Origin of the sequence: Streptomyces sp. NPDC001822, assembly GCF_042892135.1 — a bacterium.
GTDB lineage: Bacteria > Actinomycetota > Actinomycetes > Streptomycetales > Streptomycetaceae > Streptomyces.
In genome coordinates, this window is the sequence record NZ_JBIATW010000002.1 from 618,972 (window position 1) to 638,657 (window position 19,686).

18 protein-coding genes are annotated in these 19,686 nt (G+C 71.4%); 11 read left to right on the forward strand and 7 right to left on the reverse strand.

What is annotated here, in order from left to right; all coding sequences use genetic code 11:
• Positions 1-10: 10 nt before the first annotated feature.
• Both ACFYY2_RS07225 and ACFYY2_RS07230 read right to left on the reverse strand, forming a co-directional pair.
• A complete protein-coding gene (locus ACFYY2_RS07225) occupies positions 11-592 on the reverse strand; it encodes a hypothetical protein (RefSeq protein ID WP_388738108.1) in 582 nt (193 codons plus the stop codon).
• Between the two features lie 20 nt (positions 593-612).
• Entirely contained in the window at positions 613-2,616 is a 2,004-nt protein-coding gene (locus tag ACFYY2_RS07230; protein ID WP_388738111.1) for a hypothetical protein, read from the reverse strand.
• A gap of 436 nt (positions 2,617-3,052) precedes the next feature.
• Between ACFYY2_RS07230 and ACFYY2_RS07235 the strand changes: the two genes are divergently transcribed.
• The 4 genes from ACFYY2_RS07235 to ACFYY2_RS07250 all read left to right on the forward strand — a co-directional run bounded on the left by ACFYY2_RS07235 (position 3,053) and on the right by ACFYY2_RS07250 (position 7,749).
• Positions 3,053-4,720, forward strand: coding sequence for a Hint domain-containing protein (locus ACFYY2_RS07235; protein WP_388738114.1), 1,668 nt, complete (start codon positions 3,053-3,055; stop codon positions 4,718-4,720).
• Complete coding sequence (locus ACFYY2_RS07240) at positions 4,717-5,604, forward strand: hypothetical protein (protein WP_388738117.1); 888 nt, start codon at positions 4,717-4,719, stop codon at positions 5,602-5,604. The genes ACFYY2_RS07235 and ACFYY2_RS07240 overlap by 4 nt, the downstream gene beginning before the upstream one ends.
• A gap of 92 nt (positions 5,605-5,696) precedes the next feature.
• Positions 5,697-6,884: a hypothetical protein gene (locus tag ACFYY2_RS07245; protein WP_388738120.1), complete on the forward strand. Its 1,188-nt coding sequence runs from the start codon at positions 5,697-5,699 to the stop codon at positions 6,882-6,884.
• An 85-nt stretch (positions 6,885-6,969) separates the two neighbouring features.
• Complete coding sequence (locus ACFYY2_RS07250; RefSeq protein WP_388738123.1) at positions 6,970-7,749, forward strand: hypothetical protein; 780 nt, start codon at positions 6,970-6,972, stop codon at positions 7,747-7,749.
• On the opposite strand, the gene ACFYY2_RS07255 is transcribed toward ACFYY2_RS07250, so the two are convergent.
• Positions 7,721-8,110 carry a DUF192 domain-containing protein gene (locus tag ACFYY2_RS07255; protein ID WP_388738125.1) on the reverse strand — a complete coding sequence of 130 codons (390 nt, stop codon included), beginning with the start codon at positions 8,108-8,110 and terminating at the stop codon, positions 7,721-7,723. The two genes, ACFYY2_RS07250 and ACFYY2_RS07255, sit on opposite strands and share 29 nt — an antisense overlap.
• A 105-nt stretch (positions 8,111-8,215) precedes the next feature.
• On the opposite strand from ACFYY2_RS07255, the gene ACFYY2_RS07260 reads away from it, so the two are divergent.
• The 3 genes from ACFYY2_RS07260 to ACFYY2_RS07270 all read left to right on the forward strand — a co-directional run bounded on the left by ACFYY2_RS07260 (position 8,216) and on the right by ACFYY2_RS07270 (position 10,453).
• Entirely contained in the window at positions 8,216-9,004 is a 789-nt protein-coding gene (locus ACFYY2_RS07260; protein ID WP_388738128.1) for a prepilin peptidase, read from the forward strand.
• Between the two features lie 80 nt (positions 9,005-9,084).
• A complete protein-coding gene (locus ACFYY2_RS07265; protein ID WP_388738131.1) occupies positions 9,085-9,900 on the forward strand; it encodes a class I SAM-dependent methyltransferase in 816 nt (271 codons plus the stop codon).
• A 97-nt stretch (positions 9,901-9,997) separates the two neighbouring features.
• Entirely contained in the window at positions 9,998-10,453 is a 456-nt protein-coding gene (locus ACFYY2_RS07270) for a hypothetical protein (RefSeq protein ID WP_388738629.1), read from the forward strand.
• A gap of 76 nt (positions 10,454-10,529) precedes the next feature.
• Here ACFYY2_RS07270 and ACFYY2_RS07275 read toward each other — a convergent pair whose 3' ends face one another.
• Together ACFYY2_RS07275 and mgrA are read right to left on the reverse strand one after the other, a co-directional pair.
• Positions 10,530-11,714, reverse strand: coding sequence for a winged helix DNA-binding domain-containing protein (locus ACFYY2_RS07275; protein WP_388738134.1), 1,185 nt, complete (start codon positions 11,712-11,714; stop codon positions 10,530-10,532).
• A gap of 301 nt (positions 11,715-12,015) precedes the next feature.
• Positions 12,016-13,053 carry an L-glyceraldehyde 3-phosphate reductase gene (gene mgrA / locus ACFYY2_RS07280; RefSeq protein ID WP_388738136.1) on the reverse strand — a complete coding sequence of 346 codons (1,038 nt, stop codon included), beginning with the start codon at positions 13,051-13,053 and terminating at the stop codon, positions 12,016-12,018.
• Between the two features lie 206 nt (positions 13,054-13,259).
• Between mgrA and ACFYY2_RS07285 the strand changes: the two genes are divergently transcribed.
• From ACFYY2_RS07285 to ACFYY2_RS07300, 4 genes are all read left to right on the forward strand, one after another.
• Positions 13,260-14,021, forward strand: coding sequence for an isoprenyl transferase (locus ACFYY2_RS07285; protein WP_388738138.1), 762 nt, complete (start codon positions 13,260-13,262; stop codon positions 14,019-14,021).
• A 336-nt stretch (positions 14,022-14,357) separates the two neighbouring features.
• Positions 14,358-15,680 (forward strand): PhoH family protein, encoded by a 1,323-nt coding sequence (locus tag ACFYY2_RS07290; protein ID WP_388738141.1) that lies wholly within the window; start codon positions 14,358-14,360, stop codon positions 15,678-15,680.
• Positions 15,681-16,070: 390 nt separating this feature from the next.
• A complete protein-coding gene (locus ACFYY2_RS07295; RefSeq protein ID WP_388738144.1) occupies positions 16,071-16,772 on the forward strand; it encodes a lytic transglycosylase domain-containing protein in 702 nt (233 codons plus the stop codon).
• A gap of 129 nt (positions 16,773-16,901) precedes the next feature.
• The gene (locus ACFYY2_RS07300; protein ID WP_388738147.1) at positions 16,902-18,296 is read left to right on the forward strand and encodes an AI-2E family transporter; all 1,395 of its coding nucleotides are present in this window, start codon (positions 16,902-16,904) and stop codon (positions 18,294-18,296) included.
• A gap of 83 nt (positions 18,297-18,379) precedes the next feature.
• Here ACFYY2_RS07300 and ACFYY2_RS07305 read toward each other — a convergent pair whose 3' ends face one another.
• Together ACFYY2_RS07305 and ACFYY2_RS07310 are read right to left on the reverse strand one after the other, a co-directional pair.
• On the reverse strand, positions 18,380-18,913 hold the full coding sequence (locus tag ACFYY2_RS07305) for an alkyl hydroperoxide reductase (RefSeq protein WP_388738150.1): 534 nt from the start codon (positions 18,911-18,913) through the stop codon (positions 18,380-18,382).
• Positions 18,914-18,925: 12 nt separating this feature from the next.
• Positions 18,926-19,495, reverse strand: a complete 570-nt coding sequence (locus ACFYY2_RS07310) for a peroxiredoxin (RefSeq protein WP_388738152.1) — start codon at positions 19,493-19,495, stop codon at positions 18,926-18,928.
• Positions 19,496-19,686 lie beyond the last annotated feature (191 nt).

Sequence of the window (19,686 nt, forward strand, 5' to 3'; positions counted from 1 at the left end):
CCGCAGGCGTTTACTTGACCGTGATGGACTTGACGAACGCGTCCAGGTCGGCGGGGCTCAGGGCGCCCTTCACCGCGTTGACCCGGATGGCGAACGGTACGTCCTTCGAGTCGACTCCGGCCACCACGACCCCCGTCATCCGGGTCCCCTTCGCCGGGGTCGGCTGCTCCCCCGAGGAGGTGAACTCGTAGTCGATCCGCCGGGCCTCACGGGCGCTCTCCTCTCCCGCGAGGCGCACGCCGCGGGTTCCCTTGCGGGTCGTGCCCAGGCCGATTCCCGCGCCGGCCGCAGCGGCGGCCTCGTCCGCGTCGTCGACACCGGTGGCGAAGTCCAGCTGGACGGAGACCATGCCGGTGCGCAGCCCCTTCTCCTCCTTCAGCGCCACCGCGGCGTTGGCCTCGCTGCGCTCTGCGGCGGGCTGGGGCGCGTACCCCTGGTCCTTCGGATAGCCGACGGACACGCTCGCGGTGTCCAGCGTTCCCCAGCCGTCCGGGACGGATGCGGTGTCCATGCCGCCGCATCCTCCGAGCAGTGTCAGGCCGAGTGCGGCAGTCACAGCCGTGCCGAGCGCCTTGGACTTCGTCAACGTCATCGCCCCTTGGTCGCGCGTGTTCACTGCGCGCAGTAGCTGTACGGGAGGTAGGCGCGCTTGTCGCCCTGCGGAGCTCCGAGGAACTGCGCGTCCGTCAGTGACTCCTTCTTGTGCTCGTCGGAGATGGAGAACCCGAGGCTCATACCCAGGGAGACCTCGAACCCGAACTCCTGGGCGTCGGTCTCGCCGAGGTACTGGAGCGTGCTGGACAGGCCGTCCTGGAACATCATCTGCTCGAAGGGGTCGGTCCCGTCCGGCTTCTTCTGCAGGGAGTTGTCGCCGAACATGTACGCGAAAGGAGCGGTGTTGTCGCCGGATCCGTCCAGCCACTGCTCGGCGACGGCCCGCTTGTCCTCCGTCGCCTTGTCGGTCTCCTTGCCGAAGACGATCGAGTTCGTCTGCACCTCGATGCCGGTGTCGCCGGAGGAGTCCGTGATCCCGCCCTTGCCGCCGCGCTTGTCCTTGTCCTTCTGGCCGTTGTCCCCGCCGGCCTCGCCCTTGTCGGACGTCGAGGTCTTCTCGACCGTCTTCGTCATGTCGATCCGGACGATCTTCCCGGTCTTCTGGTCGCGGGTCACGGTGATGGCGCCCGTGTGGGTGTCCTTCGCGCCGCCCGTGCCTCCGAGCGGGCCGGCGTTGCCGCCGACCTTGCCCTCGATCTCCAGCTTGGCGGTGTAGGTGTAGGACTCGTTGCCGTTGACGTCGTCCTTGGTGATGGTCACGTCCGGCGAGAACTTGGCCTTCCCGCCGAGCTTGGCACCCAGCTTGTCCTCGTCGCCCGGCTTGAAGGAGAGACCGCCGTCGGCGTAGACGTTGAGGCCGATGGTCGAGTAGGAGATCTTCTTGTCGCCGATCTTCTTCTCGATGTCCTCCTTCTTCTCCGCCCACTTCATGCCGGAGTACCAGCCGCCGCCGTAGCCGCCGCTGTGCTTCATCGAGGTCTCCCACATCTTCATTTCCTCGATGTCGTCCCGCATCTTCTGGGCGTCGGCCTCGCTCCTGAACACCCAGGTGTCGCCGTTGGTGATCTTGATGCCGCCACCGATGTCGACGTCCGCCTTGCCCAGGCTGCCGAGCTTCACCCCGGGAGTGCTGGCGTTGACACCCGCGGAGGCCGCGTCGGTGAAGGTCATGTAGACGAGCTTGTCGTTCTCGTCGACCTTGCCGTCCCCGTTGACGTCCGTCGAGGCCTGGGCGACCTTCTGCTGGAATCCGTACTCCTCGCCCCATTCGAACCAGCCGATCTTGACCTTGCCGCCGGCGGTGTCGGAGATGTTGGAGATCTGGCAGAGCTTCGGTTCGTAGTCGGCGTCGGTCTTCGGCTTCGCCGTGCCGTCCCCGCCCGTGGTGCACCCGCTGCCGCCCCCGGTCAGCGAGGTGATGGCGCAGCGGATGCGGTCACCGATGCGGCCTCCGATGCCGGCCATGGCGAGGGCGCCGATCAGTGCGACGACCAGGACGATGACGCCGAGGTACTCGGTGGCCGTGGCCCCGTTGTCACGCCAGTCGTACGAGCGTGTGTACGCGTTCGGCGTGGACGGGGGACCGTCGTCGGGGCCCTCCACCAGCCGGTCCAGTGCGAGCCCCACCGCGGCGCCCGTCACCATCGCGACCACCGGCATCAGCAGCCCCTCGGCGCCCACCACGTCCCACGTCACCGCATAGCCGAACGCGAGTCCGGCGACCGGGACGGCGAGCGTGCCGAGCAGGTACGGGACGCGTGAGCCGCGCTGCCGGTCGGGGAGTGCGCGGGCACTCGCCAGGACCGTCAGCACGGTGACGAGGACTCCGGGCAGGTGCAGCAGCGCGAGCCGCCAGCCGAACTGTTCGAGGCGTTCGTCGGTGGCGAGCGTCTCGACGAGCGCCCGCGTCACCAGGAACCCGGAGACGACGTACACGAGGGCGCCGGCCGCCCAGCCACGGCTCAGGGGAAAGAACCAGCCGTCCCCGCCGGCCCGGCCACCGGTCGGCCCCGGCGGTATGTGACCCGGAACCCGGTCTCTCCAATCGCTGCCACCGCTCACGGTCCGCCCTCTCGCCGTCACCCGCTCCGTCGTCCGACGGGGGTGAGCGTACGACCGGGAAGGGGTGCCAGACCTGGGTCCCCGGCCCCAAACAAGGGCCCAACTACAGTTCTTCCGAAGGGGCGTTCACGAGGCGTTCGCGGGGCACGGGAGCCCGTCCCCTGCCCGGACGGGCTCCCGCGCCTCCCTCCGTCCTCGCCCGGACGGCTCCCGGCATCTCCTCCCGTCTCCCGCCGGGCGCGCTGCTGGGCCCGTGGGCCCAGGACTGTCCCGGCCGCGGTGGTTGGCGTCCCCGCTGCGGCTCGTCCTCGGTACCGGTCATCGCGTCACCGTCCGGGGGGCGCCCCGGGAGTACGGGTCCGGGTGCGCAGGCCGGACCGAGGTTGGGTCCTCGGGCCCAAGACCGGTGCCCCCGTGGGCGGTTAGCGTCGAAGCCATGTCTGGTCCGGGGGTTGTACGCCGTCGTCCGCGCCGCTGGCCGTGGCGCTCCGTCCCGCGCACGGAGGTGCGCCTGCTGGGTCTGCGCCGGTCGTGTCGCGGACAGCGCGGGCAGGGTGCCGTCGAGTACCTCGGCCTCGTCGTGGTCGTCGTGGCGATCGTCGGCGCCCTCGTCGCCACGGGCATCGGCGCCGAGCTGTCCGAGAAGATCAGCGCACAGGTGTGCCGGATCGGTGGCGGCGGTGACTGCGGCGGGGGCGGCGGCGGGGATCCGGAGTCCCAGGAACCGCCCGGGGACGGTACGCCGGCGTCCGACGACGGCACGCCCAGGACCGCGGCACAGATCGACTACGACGCCGCGCTGAAGGAGCTCCAGGACGCGCGGAAGGCGGAGAAGTCCAGCTCGGACAAGGCGCTGGAGGCCGCGAAGGAGCTTGCCAGGATCCTGGCCGAGGAGCTCGGGATCACCGACGCCCTCGACTGCATCACCAAGGGCGACATGGGCGCCTGCACGGAGACGTTGATCAACGTCCTGCTGAGCCTGGTCGGGGGTGCGGTCGGGAAGCTCGCGGCGAAGTACGGGGCGCCCTGGAAGTGGAAGAAGGCCGCGAAGCTCATCCAGGCGCTCAAGAAGCACGGTGGCGATCTGTACGACGGGTTGAAGAACCTGGTCAAGAACCGCAAGAAGGTCAAGGACGCCGAGAAGAAACTCGCGGACGCGCGGAAGAAGCTCGACGCCGAGAAGAAGGACCCGCCCGAGAAGGACGGAAAGCCGGACGACAAACCCACCTCGTGCCCCGTCAGCCACAGTTTCCCGCCCGGCACCCCGGTGCTCGTCGCCGACGGCAGGCGGGTTCCCATCCAGTCCGTACGGGCCGGGGACGGGGTGCTCGCCACCGATCCCGTAAGCGGTGTGTCCGAGGTGCGGCGGGTGACAGAGACGTTCACCACGCACGACGACAAGCACTTCACCCGGCTGACTACCTCCGCCGGGCGGATCACCGCGACGGACACGCACCCGTTCTGGGTCACCGGCAGCGGACGCTGGGTGGACGCCGGCGACATCGTGACCGGGGAACGGCTGCGGTTGTCCGACGGCACGTCCCTCCAGGTCACGGGGGTGTCCCGGCACACGCAGCGGCAGACGACGTACGACCTCTCGGTCGAGGGCATCCACGCCTACTACGTGGGTGTGGGCACGGCCGCGGCGCTGGTCCACAACAACGACTGCGAGTTCGATACCGACCCGAGCGTCAAGGGACCGGCGGCAGGCAAGAAACTCAAGCCCCCGCATCCCCGGCACACCGTCTCCGGCGTCAGGAACGGCATGGTGAAGGAGAAGAACACCGTCATCCTCAAGGGCAACGAGGCGGACATTCAGAACGACGTCAAGGGGATCGCGGAGGGCAGGGCCAAACTCGTCGACAACGGCAGTGCCTACGAGATCAACGGGCGCAAGTACGGGGTTGAGGAGAACGGCCGCACCTTCCCGATCTCCGGCAAGGGCCTCGTCGAACTCGACAGGAACGAGTACGCGGCGCTCAAGGAGATCGCCAGGGCGGGTGGGAAGACCGATTCACCCGCTTTGACAAGGAACCCCCGCTTTGCCGACCATCCTGAGGTGGTCGAGAAGGCCAAGAAGGTTTACGACGGGACCTATTCGTGACGGCGCTCTACAACTTCCTGACCGTGCACCGGCCCGCGCCGCAGGCCATGGCGGCGGCGCTCGCCGAAGCGATCGGTGTCCCGGTCAGCGGGGTGGACGTCGCCGACGAGGACACGGGGCAGCCGGACGACCGGAACTGGGACGCGCCGGTGCTCTGCACCCACCGCTCCGCCGCCGGAGACCTGGCACTCTCCTGGGACGTCTCCGTGTCGGACGCGGTGGCGGCCGCGCCGTCCGAGGCCGGGGCGGCCCTTCGGCTCGCGGCGCGGCTCGGTACGACGGTCCTCCACCCCGCGCAGGAAAGTGCCCCCTCCGCGTACTGGGCGGTGGGCCCGGACGGGGCCGTCGCGCGGGCCCGCGTGCTGGAGGCGGACGAAGGCGACGGCCCCCCGTGCCTGGTGGTCGACGCCGTGGACGCCCCGATGGGTCAGCTTCCGGCGGCCCGGGTCGAGGTGCTCGCCGAGACGCTGCGCGCGGAGCGGTGGGAGACGCCCGTCACCGACACGTTCGCCGCCGCGGCCGACCCGGACGGCGAGGCGCCGGCGACGGGCACGGTGAACCGTGCCCGCGAGGCGCTGCTGCTCTGGGAGCGCCTGGTGCGCCGTATCGACGCCGGGTGGCTGCCGGACGGGCGCTATCCCTTCGAGTTGTACGCCGAAGATCTCCGCACCCGCGACCGCCTCGAGGAACTGGCAGCCGCCGCGGGCCCGGAGCGGGAGCGGCTCGGGAGCGCCGTCGCGGAGCTCGACGCGGTCTTCCGGCGCGGCACAAACGCCGACTCCGGTGCGCTGCTCGGCCGTCTCACCGGGTCGGGCTCCGCGGTCGTCGACCGTGGCTGGTGGTGGCACCGCCGGCCGGCGAAGCTGCCCTGGGACGGCGGCTGACGCGAGGCTCCACCGGACACCCGGGGCCGACGGGCTCCGTGGCCCGGCCCCGGCGTGCCGACCCCTCCGGGGACGGGCCCATAATCGGCCGCATGCCCGATCAGCAGACGCGCCCCCGCCCGGCGGCGCCCGACACCCGTGCCACCTCGCAGCGCGCCGCGGCCCTGCTCACGGCCGCCGCCCCCGCGCTGGCCGCCTACGCGGCGGTCCGTGCCGTCGGACTCCTCGTGTTCTGGGTGTCGGCCTCGGCCGCCGGGAAGGACGCCTGGCATCTGCTCGGCGCACGCTGGGACTCCGTCTGGTACCAGCGCATCGCGGAGCACGGCTACGGCTACACGGTCGCCCTTCCCGACGGCGGGGTCCACCCCGATCTGGCCTTCTTTCCGCTTCTGCCCGCCCTGGAGCGGGCGCTCGCCGCCGTGACGCCGCTCACCGTCCAGGGCGCCGGGATCGCCGTCGCGTGGTCGGCCGGGTTCGCCGCCGCCTGGGGGATCCACGCCGTCGGCGCCCGGCTGTACGGGCGGCGCGCCGGGCTGGTGCTGGTCGCGCTGTGGGGCGCGTACCCGACGGCGTTCGTGCAGTCGATGGCGTACACGGAGACCCTGTTCACCGCGCTCGCCGCATGGTCCCTGTACGCCGCCCTCAGGGGCCGCTGGATCGGTGCGGGGGCCCTCTGCGTCCTGGCGGGGCTGACCCGCCCCTCCGCAGTCGCGCTCATCGCCGCGCTCGCCGTGGCGGGGGCCGCCGGCCTCGTCGGGGACTACCGGGCGGGCGGCCGCGGAGGCCTGCTGCGCCGCAACGCGCGCATGCTGTCCGGTGTCTGCCTCGCCCCGCTCGGCTGGCTGGCCTACGTGGTCTTCGTCGCCGTGCGCCGGGGCAGCCCGTTCGCGTACTTCGAGGTCCAGGCGCAGTGGGGGAACAGCATCGACGGCGGCCGGGCGCTGGCCGCCTTCGTCGCCGGCCTGCCACTGCCCGCCGCCCTGGGGCTGTGCGCCGCGCTGGGGCTGGTGGCATGGCTGGTGTACCTCTGCGTACGCCAGAAGCAGCCGCTGCCCGTCCTGGTGTACGGCATCGCGGTCGTCGTCGTCTCGCTCATCGGCTCCGGGTACTTCGGCTCCAGGCCGCGCCTGATGATGCCCGCCTTCCCGCTGCTGCTGCCCCCCGCCGTGGCACTGGCACGGCTGCGCACGACGGCCACGACGGCCGCCGTCCTGGCCGCGCTCGCCGTCGGCTCGGCCGCCTACGGCGCGTGGACGCTCCTGGGGCCGGGGCCGCCCTGAGGTTGGGTCCACGGACCCACGCGCCCGCGAGGTCCCGGTTGTTAGCGTGCTGATCCGGTGCACGGCGGGTGGGGAGCGGTGAGCGATGAGGGTACGGACCACGGTCGTGGCGGCGGGCGCGCTCGTCCTCTGTCTGGCCGCCGGCTGCGGCCCCGACGGGGACGGCGGCCAAGGGACAGGCGGGGACAAGGGGCCCGGCGGGAAGGCCACCGCCTCGGCGTCCCCCACCACCGGCGCCACTCCGGAAGCGGACCCCGCGCCCGTGCCCACGAGCGACGGGAGGACGCTCACGGAGGCCGGTCTCGCGAAGGCGGCGCTGGCGACGGGTGATCTGCCGGGCTGGGCGTTCGCCCCGCTCCCGGGCACCGACGAGCGCGGCACCGAGGAACCGGACGACCGGGCCTGCGCGCCGATCACGGCGATCATCAACGGCTCGCCGGACCCGGCACCCGCCGCCACCGTCTTCCGGACGGCGACGGCGACGACGACGGCGGAGACGGGGGCAGGGGGCGACGGGACGGTCGTCACCGTGATCCTCACCTCGCACCGGGCCGGCGGAGCCGAGGAACTGATGCGCTCGGTCCGGGACGCCGTGCGGGCCTGCGCGGACGGATTCCGTACGACGAGCGAGGACGGGCCGTCCACCTACACGGGCGTCCGGGCGCTGCCCGCACCGAAGGCCGGCCAGGAGTCCTTCGCCTACCAGGTGACGGGCAGCCTGGAGGGCGTCAGGATCCCGCTCGTCTTCCACCTGGTGCGGACCGGGTCGACCGTGGCCACCTTCTACGCGGCCGCCTTCTCCGCGGACTCGGCGCCGGAGGTACCGGCCGCGCTCGTCACGGCGCAGGCGGCGCGACTTCCGTAGGGGCCGCGCTGACCCGCACGCGCGCCCCCGGCCGCAGGCCCCATGCCCGCATCGCCCCCGCCTCGGACTCGATCACGTGACGGGCGCGGAGCCGGGGCATGCCGAGCCGTCCGGGCTTCATCGTGCGTACCGCGAGCACGTTGAACTTCCGGTCCAGGTAGGCCACATCGATGGTGAACCGCATCCGGAAGGTGTGGACGCTCCCGCACGGGGTGATCAGCAGCGCCCCCTCGACGCCGTCGGCACCGAGGAGTCCCCGCGCCCGCGCCCGGTACGAGGCCGCTATCCGCAGCGGGACCTCCCGTGCCCCGGTGTCCGTCCCGACCGTGAGCGTCCCGCCGCCGTCGCGCCATGTCCCCATGGGCACCGACCGTAGCCTCCCGGCGCACCGGGTGGGTCCGGAACGCCGTGGAGTGGGTCCCAGGGCCCAAGACCCGGCCGTACGCGCCGGATTAGGGTCGCCCGTGTGGACGCCACACTGATTGCGGTCGCCGCGCTCTGGGGCGCCGCCGCCGGACTGCTGCTCCCGCGTGCCGCGTACCGCTTCTCGGTCGAACCCGAGGAGCCCTGGCGTGACGCGTGCCCGGCCGGGCACGCGCTCACCGGCCCGGCACGCGGCTGGCTGGGCGCGACGCGGTGCGCGGCCTGCGCCGTGACCGTCCCCTCGGTCCCCGGGGGCACCGCGGCGGCCCCCGCGGCGACCGCGTCCCCGCGTTACGCCCCCGGTGTCGCCGCCCCCGTCGTGACGGCGCTGGCCTGCGCGGCGCTCGCCGCCGCGACCGGTACCCGGCCCGAAGCCGTCGTGTGGCTGCTGCTCGCGCCCGTCGCGGTGCTGCTGGCCGTCATCGACCGCAGGGTCCACCGGCTGCCCGACCCCCTCACGCTGCCCCTGGCGGGCGCCGCCGCCCTCCTCCTGGGAGGCGCCGCCCTGCTCCCGGAGCACAGGGGCTCCTGGACCTCGGCCCTGCTCGGCGGAGCGGCCCTCGGCGGCTTCTACTTCGTGCTGTTCCTGATCAACCCCAACGGCATGGGTTTCGGCGACGTGAAGCTCGCCCTCGCGCTCGGCGTGGGCCTCGGCTGGTACGGCTGGGCGGTCCTGTGCGCGGGCGGCTTCGCGGGGTTCCTCTTCGGCGCCCTCTACGGCGCGGGGCTGATGCTGCTGCGCCGGGCGGGCCGCAGGACGGGCATCCCCTTCGGCCCGTTCATGATCGCCGGAGCGCTGCTCGGCCTGCTGTTCGGAGGCCTCGCCGCCTGATGGTCACCGGGAGCACGCACGTGCGGACGCCCCTGATATCCACTCGCGCGGCGGGGCGGGCGGCTGACACCATTCCGGGTATGACCGGATCAGCAGGGACGCCGGCCTCGGACGCCCGCTTCGACGCCCTCGTCGCCGAGGCCGCCGCCGTCTCCGTGGACGGCTGGGACTTCTCGTGGTTCGACGGGCGCGCCACCGAGGAGCGCCCCTCGTGGGGCTACGCGCGCGCCATGGCGGACCGGATGGGCGCGGCCCGCGCGGCGCTCGACATCCAGACGGGAGGAGGCGAGGTGCTCGCCTCCGCGCCCGTGCTCCCGCCCCTGACGGTGGCGACCGAGTCCTGGCCGCCCAACATCGCCCGTGCCACCGCGCTGCTCCACCCGCGCGGCGCCGTCGTCGTCGCGGACGCCGACGAGCCGCCGCTTCCCTTCGGCGACGACGCGTTCGACCTGGTCGTCAGCCGGCATCCGGTGACCACGTGGTGGGAGGAGATCGCCCGGGTGCTGGAGCCGGGAGGCACGTGTTTCTCCCAACAGGTGGGCCGGGAGAGCGTGTTCGAGCTCATCGAGTACTTCCTGGGACCCCGGACCGCTGAGGAGCGCGGGGCCAGGGACCCGCAGGACGCCCGCAGGGATGCGGAGGCCGCCGGGCTCGACGTGACCGACCTGCGCGCCGAGCGGCTGCGTGTCGAGTTCCACGACATCGGCGCCGTCGTCCACTTCCTCCGCAAGGTCATCTGGATGGTGCCGGACTTCACCGTCGACGCCTACCTGCCACAACTCCGTTCCCTGCACCGGCTGATCGAGTCCGAAGGGCCGTTCGTCGCGCACAGTGCGCGCTTCCTGATCGAGGCACACAAACCAGGAGGACCGGCAACTGTGCCTTCTCGAAAGTGACTTCGGACCCCGAAGGAGCAACGGCATCCCCTGCCCCTCCGTCCTACCCATGAGTAGTGCGACCCTGGTGGTTGAGCGCACGACGAAGGAGCGGGTCATGTCGGTGGGAAGGGAAATGCCGGGCGAGGAGCTGGGCCCGCCGTCGGGACGGCCACGCCACGGGAAGGCCGACTGGCTCACCGGAGCGCGGATCACCGCGGTGCACGGGCTCTTCTACCGCCCCGAGGGCCGCGCCGGCGAACCGGAAGCCGTCGAATTCGTCCTGGACGGCGGGCAGTCGGTCCTGCTGACCTGCGCGTCCGACCGCACACTGAACATCACGTCCGGCGCCTGGCCCGGACTCCCCGACTGGTGCGTGCCCGCGGGCCAGTGGCAGTTCGCACCGCCGAGCCGGCTCCCGCCGCCCCCGTACGGCGGGGCGTGGACCGTCATCGGCACCCAGGAGCGCCGCGACGGCCACGGCGAGGTGCACGAGGCCGTCATCCGGTGCGAGGACGGCGACTTCGTCGTCAACGGCGGGGACACCCTGTCGATCCGCTTCGTACGCCGCTGAGTCACCCCGCCTCCCTCCCCGGGCCGTCCCCGTCCCCGGGCCGCCTCCGTCCCCGGGGCCGGGATCGCGCCCGGACCTACGCGTGCCCGCCGACGTCCACCCGCCCCACCGTCAGCGCGGGCACGCCCTCCAGGACCACGCCCAGCCGCTCCACCCGGTCCTCCAGCGCCCGGAGGCCGGCGGAGTCCAGGGAGCGGGTGGTCAGCGGCTCCACCGTCACCGCGATCCGTCTGCCCGAACGCCGCTGATGCCACACCCCCGCGACCGTCCCGTCCACCAGCAGCACGGGGAAGTTGCCCGCCTGACCGCCGGCCAGCGCCCGCTCGTAAGCCGCCCCCGGGTACAGCCGCTCCCGGGGCCGGGAGGCGATGGTGAACGCGTCGAAGTAGGGGAGGAGCCGCACGCCGCGGGGCGGCGCCGACGGGAACCGCGTGTCGCCCGCGGCCACCCAGGCCGGACCGCAGTCCTCGAACTCCACCCGCTCGATCGCGTCCGCCCCGGCCAGCTCCTCGAAGAGCCGTCCCGCCCAGCCGCGCGGCGCGGCGAGCCACTGGGCGAAGTGGGCCGGGGTCGCGGGACCGTACGCGTGCAGATAGCGCCGTACGAGCAGCGCCGTCGCCTCCGGGGCCGGAAGCGGGACGACCCCGGGATGGGTGTAGGTGGCCTTCCGGCCACGGTTCGGGGCGTAGCGGAGGACACCGCGGTGCCCCGCCAGGTGCAGCACCTGGCGCCAGCGCGGCCACATCCCCTGGAACGCCGGCATCACCGGGTCGCCCGCCCACGGGCCGGTGCGGGCGATCACCTCCTCGGAGAGTTCGTCGATCGTGAGCTCGGCACCGGTCAGCGCGTCGGACACCGCGGCCAGGACCGCCTCCACCTGGTCCGGTGTCATCCGGGCGTCCCCGGAGAACGGGCTCGTCCCCGTCGGCACGGCCGCCAGGGCCCCCGTCCACATCGGCAGGTCCGCGGCGGGCAGCAGGTGCACGGTGCCGCGGGGACCGAACGTCTTGACGAGGGTCCGGTCGGTCCACAGCGACGTACGCACATCCGTGCGTGTCACCCCGGTCGCGCGCAGGCCGACGGAGAGCTCGGCGGCCGACAGCACCTGGGCGTGTGCACCGAGCATCGCGGCGACCGCCCCCGCCACCGCGTCCCCGCCACCGGCGCCGGGGGAGGCGCCGTCGGACGGGAACTGCCGGTCGAGCCGCCGCGCGTTCGCTTCGGACCAGGTCACTCTCGTGGTGCGGGCTCGTGTCGTCATGAGGCGAACCTAGGGGTCCGACAGGACAGGAACCGTCCTGTTGGAGCGGGCGGGCCGAGACGGAGAGCGGCCGGAAAGAGTGCTCGCAGCGCAGTCCGGTGAATCCGGAGAGTAATTGTCGAGTGGCGTGGCACCCAGCAGCACTTACGAAGGGTTATGGTGGAAACCCCCCCTCGGGCCGGTCCGTATCCCCCCCCACGGACCGGCCCGTTTTTTGTGCCCGCGGCGCGGGCCCCTCGTGCGGGACCGGTGACGGCCCCCGGCCCGGGGCCCAGGGGCCCGGGCCGGGGAGCGGCCGGCCTCAGCCCCGGTTGGCCCAGATGTTGGTGCTCGCCGTGTCCACCGCGAAGGTGTCGATCTCCTCGATCTCGGCAGCGGTCAACGCGGGCGCGGAGAGCGCGGCCACGTTCTGCTCCAGCTGCCCCACGCTCGACGCCCCGATCAGGGCCGACGTCATCCGGCTGTCCCGCAGGACCCAGTTCAGGGCCATCTGCGCCAGGGACTGCCCCCGGCCCCGCGCGATCTCGTTCAGCCCGCGCAGCCGCCGCACCATCTCGTCGGACAGCAGCCCGGGATCCAGGGACTTGCCCTGGCTGGCGCGCGAACCCTCCGGGATGCCCGACAGGTACTTGTCCGTGAGCAGGCCCTGGGCGAGCGGCGCGAAGGAGATGCAGCCCATGCCGGCCGCCTCCAGCGTGTCGAGGAGACCGTCGGCCTCCACCCAGCGGTTGATCATCGAGTACGACGGCTGGTGGATCAGGGCGGGCACACCCATCTCCCGCAGGAGCCGGGCGGCCTCGGCGGTCTGCTCCGCCTTGTAGGAGGAGACGCCGACGTACAGCGCCTTGCCCTGGTGCACGGCGGAGGCCAGCGCCCCCATCGTCTCCTCGAGCGGGGTGTGGGGGTCGAATCGGTGCGAGTAGAAGATGTCGACGTGGTCGAGGCCCATGCGCCCGAGCGAGGCGTCGAGGGAGGACAGCAGGTACTTGCGGGACCCCCACTCCCCGTAGGGGCCGGGGTGCATCTCGTACCCGGCCTTGGTGGAGATCACGAGCTCGTCCCTGTAGGGGGCGAAGTCCTGGCGGAAGAGCTTGCCGAAGTTCAGTTCCGCCGAGCCGGGCGGCGGCCCGTAGTTGTTGGCCAGGTCGAAGTGCGTCACGCCGAGATCGAAGGCGCGGCGCAGGATCGCCCGCTGCGTGCCGAGGGCGCGGTCGTCGCCGAAGTTGTGCCACAGACCGAGGGAGACGGCGGGGAGCTTGAGCCCGCTGCGGCCGGTGCGGCGGTACTCCATCGAGTCGTAGCGCGAAGTGTCGGCGAGGTAGGAGAGGGAATCAGTCACGTTTCACTCCTTATCACGGAGTTGTGACAGACCGGGTTGGGCCCCCGTGACCCGTCCGCAGTAATGTGGCCGCTTCGGAACCGCCGGTCCGCGGCGCGGAAGCGCGCTGCGCGGACGGCACGGCGGTCCCCCGGGGGGCGGCCCCGGACCCCCGGTGAGGGGGAGGGCGGGCCACGCGCCCGTACGGAACCGAGAGGGTGGACTCAGTGAACTTGCGCGACCTGGTGTACGGGCTCTACGCACGCCGGGTGGAAGGCCGCCTGGACCACGACCAGGTGCCCAAGCACATCGGCGTCATCCTCGACGGCAACCGGCGGTGGGCGAAGGCGTCCGGCGGGTCGGCCGTGCAAGGACACCAGGCCGGAGCGGACAAGATCTCCGAGCTCCTCGGCTGGTGCAGCGAGACCGACGTCGAGGTCGTCACGCTCTGGCTGCTCTCCACGGACAACTTCGACCGGCCCGAGGCGGAGCTGACCCCGCTGCTCGGCATCATCGAGAACACCGTGCGCAACCTGGCCGCGGACGGCCGCTGGCGGCTGCACCACGTCGGAACCCTCGACCTGCTGCCCGCGAGGACCCAGACCGTCCTCAAGGAGGCCGAGGAGGCCACCTCCGGCGTCGAGGGGATAATCGTCAACGTCGCCGTCGGCTACGGCGGACGCCAGGAGATCGCCGACGCCGTGCGCTCGCTGCTCCTGGAGCACTCCGCCAAGGGCACGACCTTCGAGGAGCTCGCCGAGGTCGTCTCCACGGACCTCATCTCCGAGCACCTCTACACCCGCGGACAGCCCGACCCGGACCTGGTGATCCGCACCAGCGGGGAGCAGCGGCTGTCCGGTTTCATGCTCTGGCAGAGCGCCCATTCGGAGTACTACTTCTGCGAGGTTTTCTGGCCGGCCTTCCGCAAGGTCGACTTCCTGCGCGCCCTGCGCGACTACGCGGCACGGCACCGGCGCTACGGGGCCTGAGGGCCCGGACCCTCCCGGCGGGCGGGGGGAAGGCACAGAACCCGGTCCGGCGCACCTCGTCGCAGGCGGGGGCATGGCTTCGCGTGTTCGAGGGAATACCCCTCTCAGGTCGATGTCCGGTCACCAACCAGGCGGACGTCGCATCCAAGTGAGCGGCACCCAGCCCGCTCGCCCGGGAGGCCCTTTGCACACGAAGGACCGCACGACAAGCGGCCGACGCGGAGGGCCGGAGTTCGGCCCGCGCTCGGGGCCCGAACCCGGTCCGTCCTCTCCCTTTGGGAAGTTCCGCGACCTCCGTCGCACTCCCCGACCTCGTCCGAGGGGGTACGTCCTTCCGTGGTGACCAGTTCTAAGCGCCGCATGCCCGACAGGCGCACCTATGTTCTCGACACCAGCGTCCTGCTGGCCGACCCCAACGCCATGGCCCGCTTCGACGAGCACGAAGTCGTGCTGCCGATCGTCGTGGTCACGGAGCTGGAGGCCAAAAGGCACCACCCCGAGCTCGGATACTTCGCCCGGCAGGCCCTGCGCCTCCTGGACGACTTCCGCGTCCGGTACGGCCGGCTGGACGCCCCGATCCCGCTCGGGGATCTGGGCGGGTCGCTCCGTGTCGAACTCAACCACTCCGATCCCGGCGTACTGCCCGCCGGCTACCGGTTGGGGGACAACGACTCACGGATCCTCGCGGTCGCACGCAACCTGCAGGCCGAGGGATACGACGTCACCGTCGTCTCCAAGGACCTGCCGCTCCGGATCAAGGCGTCCTCGGTCGGTCTCCTCGCCGAGGAGTACCGCGCGGAACTGGCCATCACCGACTCCGGCTGGACCGGGATGTCGGAGCTGGCCGTCGCCGCCGAGCAGATCGACCTCCTCTTCACGGAGGAGACCCTGTTCATCCCCGAGGCCGCCGAACACCCCGTGCACACCGGACTGGTCCTCCAGTCCGAGCGCGGCAAGGCGCTCGGCAGGGTCACGGCCGACGGCAACGTGCGCCTCGTGCGCGGTGACCGTGAGGCCTTCGGGATCCACGGCCGGAGCGCCGAACAGCGCATCGCGCTCGACCTGCTCCTCGACCAGGACGTCGGCATCGTGTCGATGGGCGGCAGGGCGGGCACCGGCAAGTCCGCCCTCGCGCTCTGCGCGGGCCTGGAGGCGGTGCTGGAGCGCCGGCAGCACAAGAAGGTGATGGTCTTCCGGCCGCTGTACGCGGTCGGCGGGCAGGAGCTCGGTTATCTCCCCGGCAGCGAGGCCGAGAAGATGAGCCCCTGGGCGCAGGCCGTCTTCGACACGCTGTCGGCCGTCGCCGGACGCGAGGTCATCGAAGAGGTGCTGGGACGCGGGATGCTGGAGATCCTGCCGCTCACGCACATCCGGGGCCGCTCCCTGCACGACGCCTTCGTGATCGTGGACGAGGCCCAGTCGCTGGAGCGGAACGTCCTGCTGACCGTCCTGTCCCGTATCGGGGCGAACTCGCGGGTCGTGCTCACCCACGACGTCGCACAGCGGGACAACCTCAGGGTCGGCCGCTACGACGGGGTCGTGGCCGTAGTGGAGAAACTGAAGGGGCACCCGCTCTTCGCCCACGTCACACTCACCCGGTCCGAGCGATCGCAGATCGCCGCGCTGGTGACCGAAATGCTGGAGGACGGGCACATCTGACCCCGAACACCCCATAGATGCCGCCCGGCGAGCCAAGGAGCTTAGCCGGGCGGCATTGTGCTGCGCCGTCATTTCCGAAAAACTCATGCTCCAAACGAGGTGTGACCTTTAACACGCAACACAGAATTGCAACGCCCCGTGTCCGTCCGGCAGAGTCTTGCTTCCGTCAGGCCCCGCATACGGCACTTGGGCACCTCCAGAGGCGCCACGCACCACACAACTCAACAAAAGCCGTCCGTATGCCGCCCGCGAGCACCACGCGGCGCCTTCCCCCGGGAAGTCGCCCACCGGGCCCGTGCCTCCCGTGACCCAAGCAGTAGGGAGGCCAGTGTCAAGGGCACGATTGCGCTCGCGAGGTCACCTAAGCGGGCGATGCTGGAAGGACACCGTGTGAGCCGGATCTCGGTCCGGGGGTTCGCCGTGGCATCCGCCACCGCCGTAACCACCGTAGGCGCCGTCGTAGGCGTTGCGTCGGGCAGCACCCCCGCTGTCGACGACAACAACTTCGAGGCGGCCGCAGCCGACACCACGCTGCTCGCAGACATCCCCGCGGGCCAGCAGGCCCAGGTGCAGACCGCTTCACTGACGCAGCAGGCCGACGCCCAGGCGTCGGCGGCGGACGCGGCGGCGAAGAAGTCCGCCGAGGAGACCGCCCGTCTCCAGGCCGCCAAGGACGCCAAGTCGAAGAAGGCGGCGGCCGAGGACAAGCTGGAGAAGGAGCGCGAAGCCAAGGAGGAGGCCGAGCGCGCGAGCCGGTCCTCCGTCCGCGACGCCTCCTCGTTCTCGGCTCAGGGCTCCTACACGGTGGCCGAAGTCCAGGCGATGGCCCGGCAGATGATCCCCGCCGACCAGTACCAGTGCTTCAGCAACATCGTGAACCACGAGTCGACCTGGAACTACCGGGCGACCAACGCGTCCTCCGGGGCGTACGGTCTCGTGCAGGCGCTGCCCGGCTCCAAGATGGCCTCGGCCGGCGCCGACTGGCAGACCAACCCGGCCACCCAGATCAAGTGGGGCCTCAGCTACATGGACGGCCGCTACGGCAGCCCGTGCGGCGCCTGGTCCTTCTGGCAGGCCAACAACTGGTACTAGAACCCCCGAGGTTCCCCGCACGACTTCGAGATGCCCCGCACCGGCCCACGGTGCGGGGCATCTCGCGTGTACGGTCGACCGGGACGGCTCCGGGGGCGTGCCGGGGTTGAACGGGGGAAGGGAAATTCCATGTCGAAACTTCCGGGATGGCTCGGTCGGCTGGGCGCCGAACTCACCGAGATAGGGGCGCGCCTGGAAGAACGCCGCGCCGAGGACGAGCGCCGTGCGGACGAGGCCGCCGTGAGCGGCTCCTCGTCGACGCTCTCCACGGTCGCCGCCGCCGAACAGGTGCCACGCCCGCCCGCGTACGCCCCCTCCGTCGCCGCCAGGCCCGAGCCGGTGGCCGCCATCCCCTGGGGGATGCGCGTCGCCGCCGAAGCCGGCTGGCGGCTGCTCGTGCTGGCGGGCACACTCTGGGTGCTGATGCGCGTCATCAGCGCCATCCAACTGGTCGTCCTGGCCTTCGTCGCCGCCCTGCTGGTGACCGCGCTGCTCCAGCCGACCGTCGTACGGCTCAGGCGCTACGGACTGCCGCGCGGACTGGCCACCGCCGTGACCGCCGTGCTCGGCTTCGTCGTCATGGGGCTGGTCGGCTGGTTCGTCGTCTGGCAGGTGATGGACAACCTGGACACGCTGTCCGACCGGGTGCGGGACGGTATCGACGAGCTGAAGCGCTGGCTCCTGGACAGCCCGTTCCACGTCACCGAGTCGCAGATCAACGACATCGCCAAGAACCTGAGCGACACCATCGGCACCAACACCGAGGAGATCACCTCCGCCGGACTCCAGGGCGTGACCGTGATGGTGGAGGTCCTCACCGGACTGCTGCTGGCGATGTTCTCGACGCTCTTCCTGCTCTACGACGGGAAGCGCATCTGGCAGTGGGTGCTCAAGCTGGTGCCCTCGCAGGCCCGCCCGGGCGTCGCCGGCGCCGGACCGCGCGCCTGGCGGACGCTGACCGCCTACGTGCGCGGCACGGTGATCGTCGCCCTCATCGACGCGATCTTCATCGGGCTCGGCATCTACTTCCTCGACGTGCCCATGGCCGTCCCGCTGGCCGTCTTCATCTTCCTCTTCGCCTTCATCCCGCTCGTCGGCGCGGTGGTCTCGGGAGCCCTCGCCGTCGTCGTCGCACTCGTCACCCAGGGCGTGTTCACCGCCCTGATGGTGCTCATCGTGGTGCTCGCCGTCCAGCAGATCGAGGGCCACATCCTGCAGCCCTTCATCCTCGGCCGGGCGGTACGCGTCCATCCGCTCGCCGTCGTCCTGTCGGTCGCGGCGGGCGGCATGATCGCGGGCATCGGCGGCGCCGTCGTCGCGGTCCCGCTGGTCGCCGTGACCAACACCGTGGTCGGCTACCTCCGTTCCTACGGCGAGGACGCGTCCCGGTTCCACGGCCCCGGCCCGCACGGAGCCACGGCGGTCTCGGCCTCACCGGCACCGGCTGCCGTCGCCGCGCCGCCCGCCGACGAGCCCCGGGAGCCGGGCGAACGGCCGGACTCCGCGGACGCGGCGCCCAGGTGAGCCGGCGGCGGGGGAGCCGGCGGGCATGAGAAGGGCCCCGGGGACGGTCGGTCGTCCACGGGGCCCGTCTCGTACAGGGGGTACTACTCGGCGAGCACGGCCTCGGCGTCGAGGGTCACGCCGACCGCCTGGATCACCGAGGCGACCTTCACGGCTTCCTGAATGGTCTCACGGTCGACACCGGCCTTGCGCAGGACCTGCTCGTGCGAGTCCAGGCACTGACCGCAGCCGTTGATCGCGGAGACGGCCAGCGACCACAGCTCGAAGTCGACCTTCTCCACGCCCGGATTGCCGATGACGTTCATCCGCAGACCGGCACGGAGGTTGCCGTACTCGGGGTCCGACAGCAGGTGCCGGGTGCGGTAGAAGACGTTGTTCATCGCCATGATCGCGGCAGCGGACTTCGCCGCGGTGTACGCCTCGGCGGAGAGGTTGGCCTCCGCCTCAGGCTCCAGCTCGCGCAGCACCTTCGGCGAACGCGAGGCGATCGCGCAGGCCAGGACGGTGCCCCACAGCTGCTGCTGCGGGAGGTCGCTGTTGCCGATGACCGAACCGAGGTTCAGCTTCAGGTCCTTGGCGAAGTCCGGTATGGCGGACTTCAGTTCGTCGAGTGCCATGTCGGTATCAGCTCACTCGCCGGAGAGGAGGGCGACCGGGTCGAGGGTGTTCTCGCCCTTGGTCCAGTTGCAGGGGCAGAGCTCGTCCGTCTGCAGGGCGTCGAGGACCCGCAGGACCTCCTTGGGGTTACGGCCCACGGAACCGGCGGTCACCATCGTGAACTGGATCTCGTTGTTCTGGTCGACGATGAACACGGCGCGCTGGGCGAAGCCGTCCTCGCCCTCGATGCCGAGGTCGCGCATGAGCTCGTGCTTCGAGTCGGCCATCATCGGGAAGGGCAGGTCGGTCAGGTCCGGGTGGTCCTTGCGCCAGGCGTGGTGCACGAACTCGGAGTCACCGGAGAAGCCGAGGACCTGGGCGTCGCGGTCGGCGAACTCGTCGTTCAGCTTGCCGAAGGCGGCGATCTCGGTGGGGCACACGAAGGTGAAGTCCTTGGGCCACGCGAAGACCACCAACCAGCCCTTATCGTCGCGGTTGCGCTTGAGCCAGTCTCCGTCGATCCTCTCAAACTCCTTGCCGGGTTCGAGGGAAACGCAGGCGGTGAGGTCGAACTCGGGGAACTGGTCGCCGACAGTGAGCACTTTTGCATCTCCGTTGTACTGAGGGTGATCGAGCCCGGTCAGCGTAGTCAGGGACCTGTCGATGGGTAAAATCGACGTTTTCGGAGAAACTGATAGGTTCCGCCGATCAATGCCCGGTCGCGCGTGCCCTCGGGGCCTGTGGTTGGCGTCACTGTCCGACGGCTGAAATGTACGCCTCTGGTCGCATGGAA

Coding starts and splice junctions, on each gene's coding strand:
- ACFYY2_RS07265 (WP_388738131.1), top strand. CDS start 9,085: ATGACCGGATCAGCAGGGACGCCGGCCTCGGACGCCCGCTTCGACGCC.
- ACFYY2_RS07250 (WP_388738123.1), top strand. CDS start 6,970: ATGAGGGTACGGACCACGGTCGTGGCGGCGGGCGCGCTCGTCCTCTGT.
- ACFYY2_RS07245 (WP_388738120.1), top strand. CDS start 5,697: ATGCCCGATCAGCAGACGCGCCCCCGCCCGGCGGCGCCCGACACCCGT.
- ACFYY2_RS07225 (WP_388738108.1), bottom strand. CDS start 592: ATGACGTTGACGAAGTCCAAGGCGCTCGGCACGGCTGTGACTGCCGCA.
- ACFYY2_RS07300 (WP_388738147.1), top strand. CDS start 16,902: ATGTCGAAACTTCCGGGATGGCTCGGTCGGCTGGGCGCCGAACTCACC.
- ACFYY2_RS07275 (WP_388738134.1), bottom strand. CDS start 11,714: ATGACGACACGAGCCCGCACCACGAGAGTGACCTGGTCCGAAGCGAAC.
- ACFYY2_RS07270 (WP_388738629.1), top strand. CDS start 9,998: ATGTCGGTGGGAAGGGAAATGCCGGGCGAGGAGCTGGGCCCGCCGTCG.
- ACFYY2_RS07305 (WP_388738150.1), bottom strand. CDS start 18,913: ATGGCACTCGACGAACTGAAGTCCGCCATACCGGACTTCGCCAAGGAC.
- ACFYY2_RS07235 (WP_388738114.1), top strand. CDS start 3,053: ATGTCTGGTCCGGGGGTTGTACGCCGTCGTCCGCGCCGCTGGCCGTGG.
- ACFYY2_RS07255 (WP_388738125.1), bottom strand. CDS start 8,110: ATGGGGACATGGCGCGACGGCGGCGGGACGCTCACGGTCGGGACGGAC.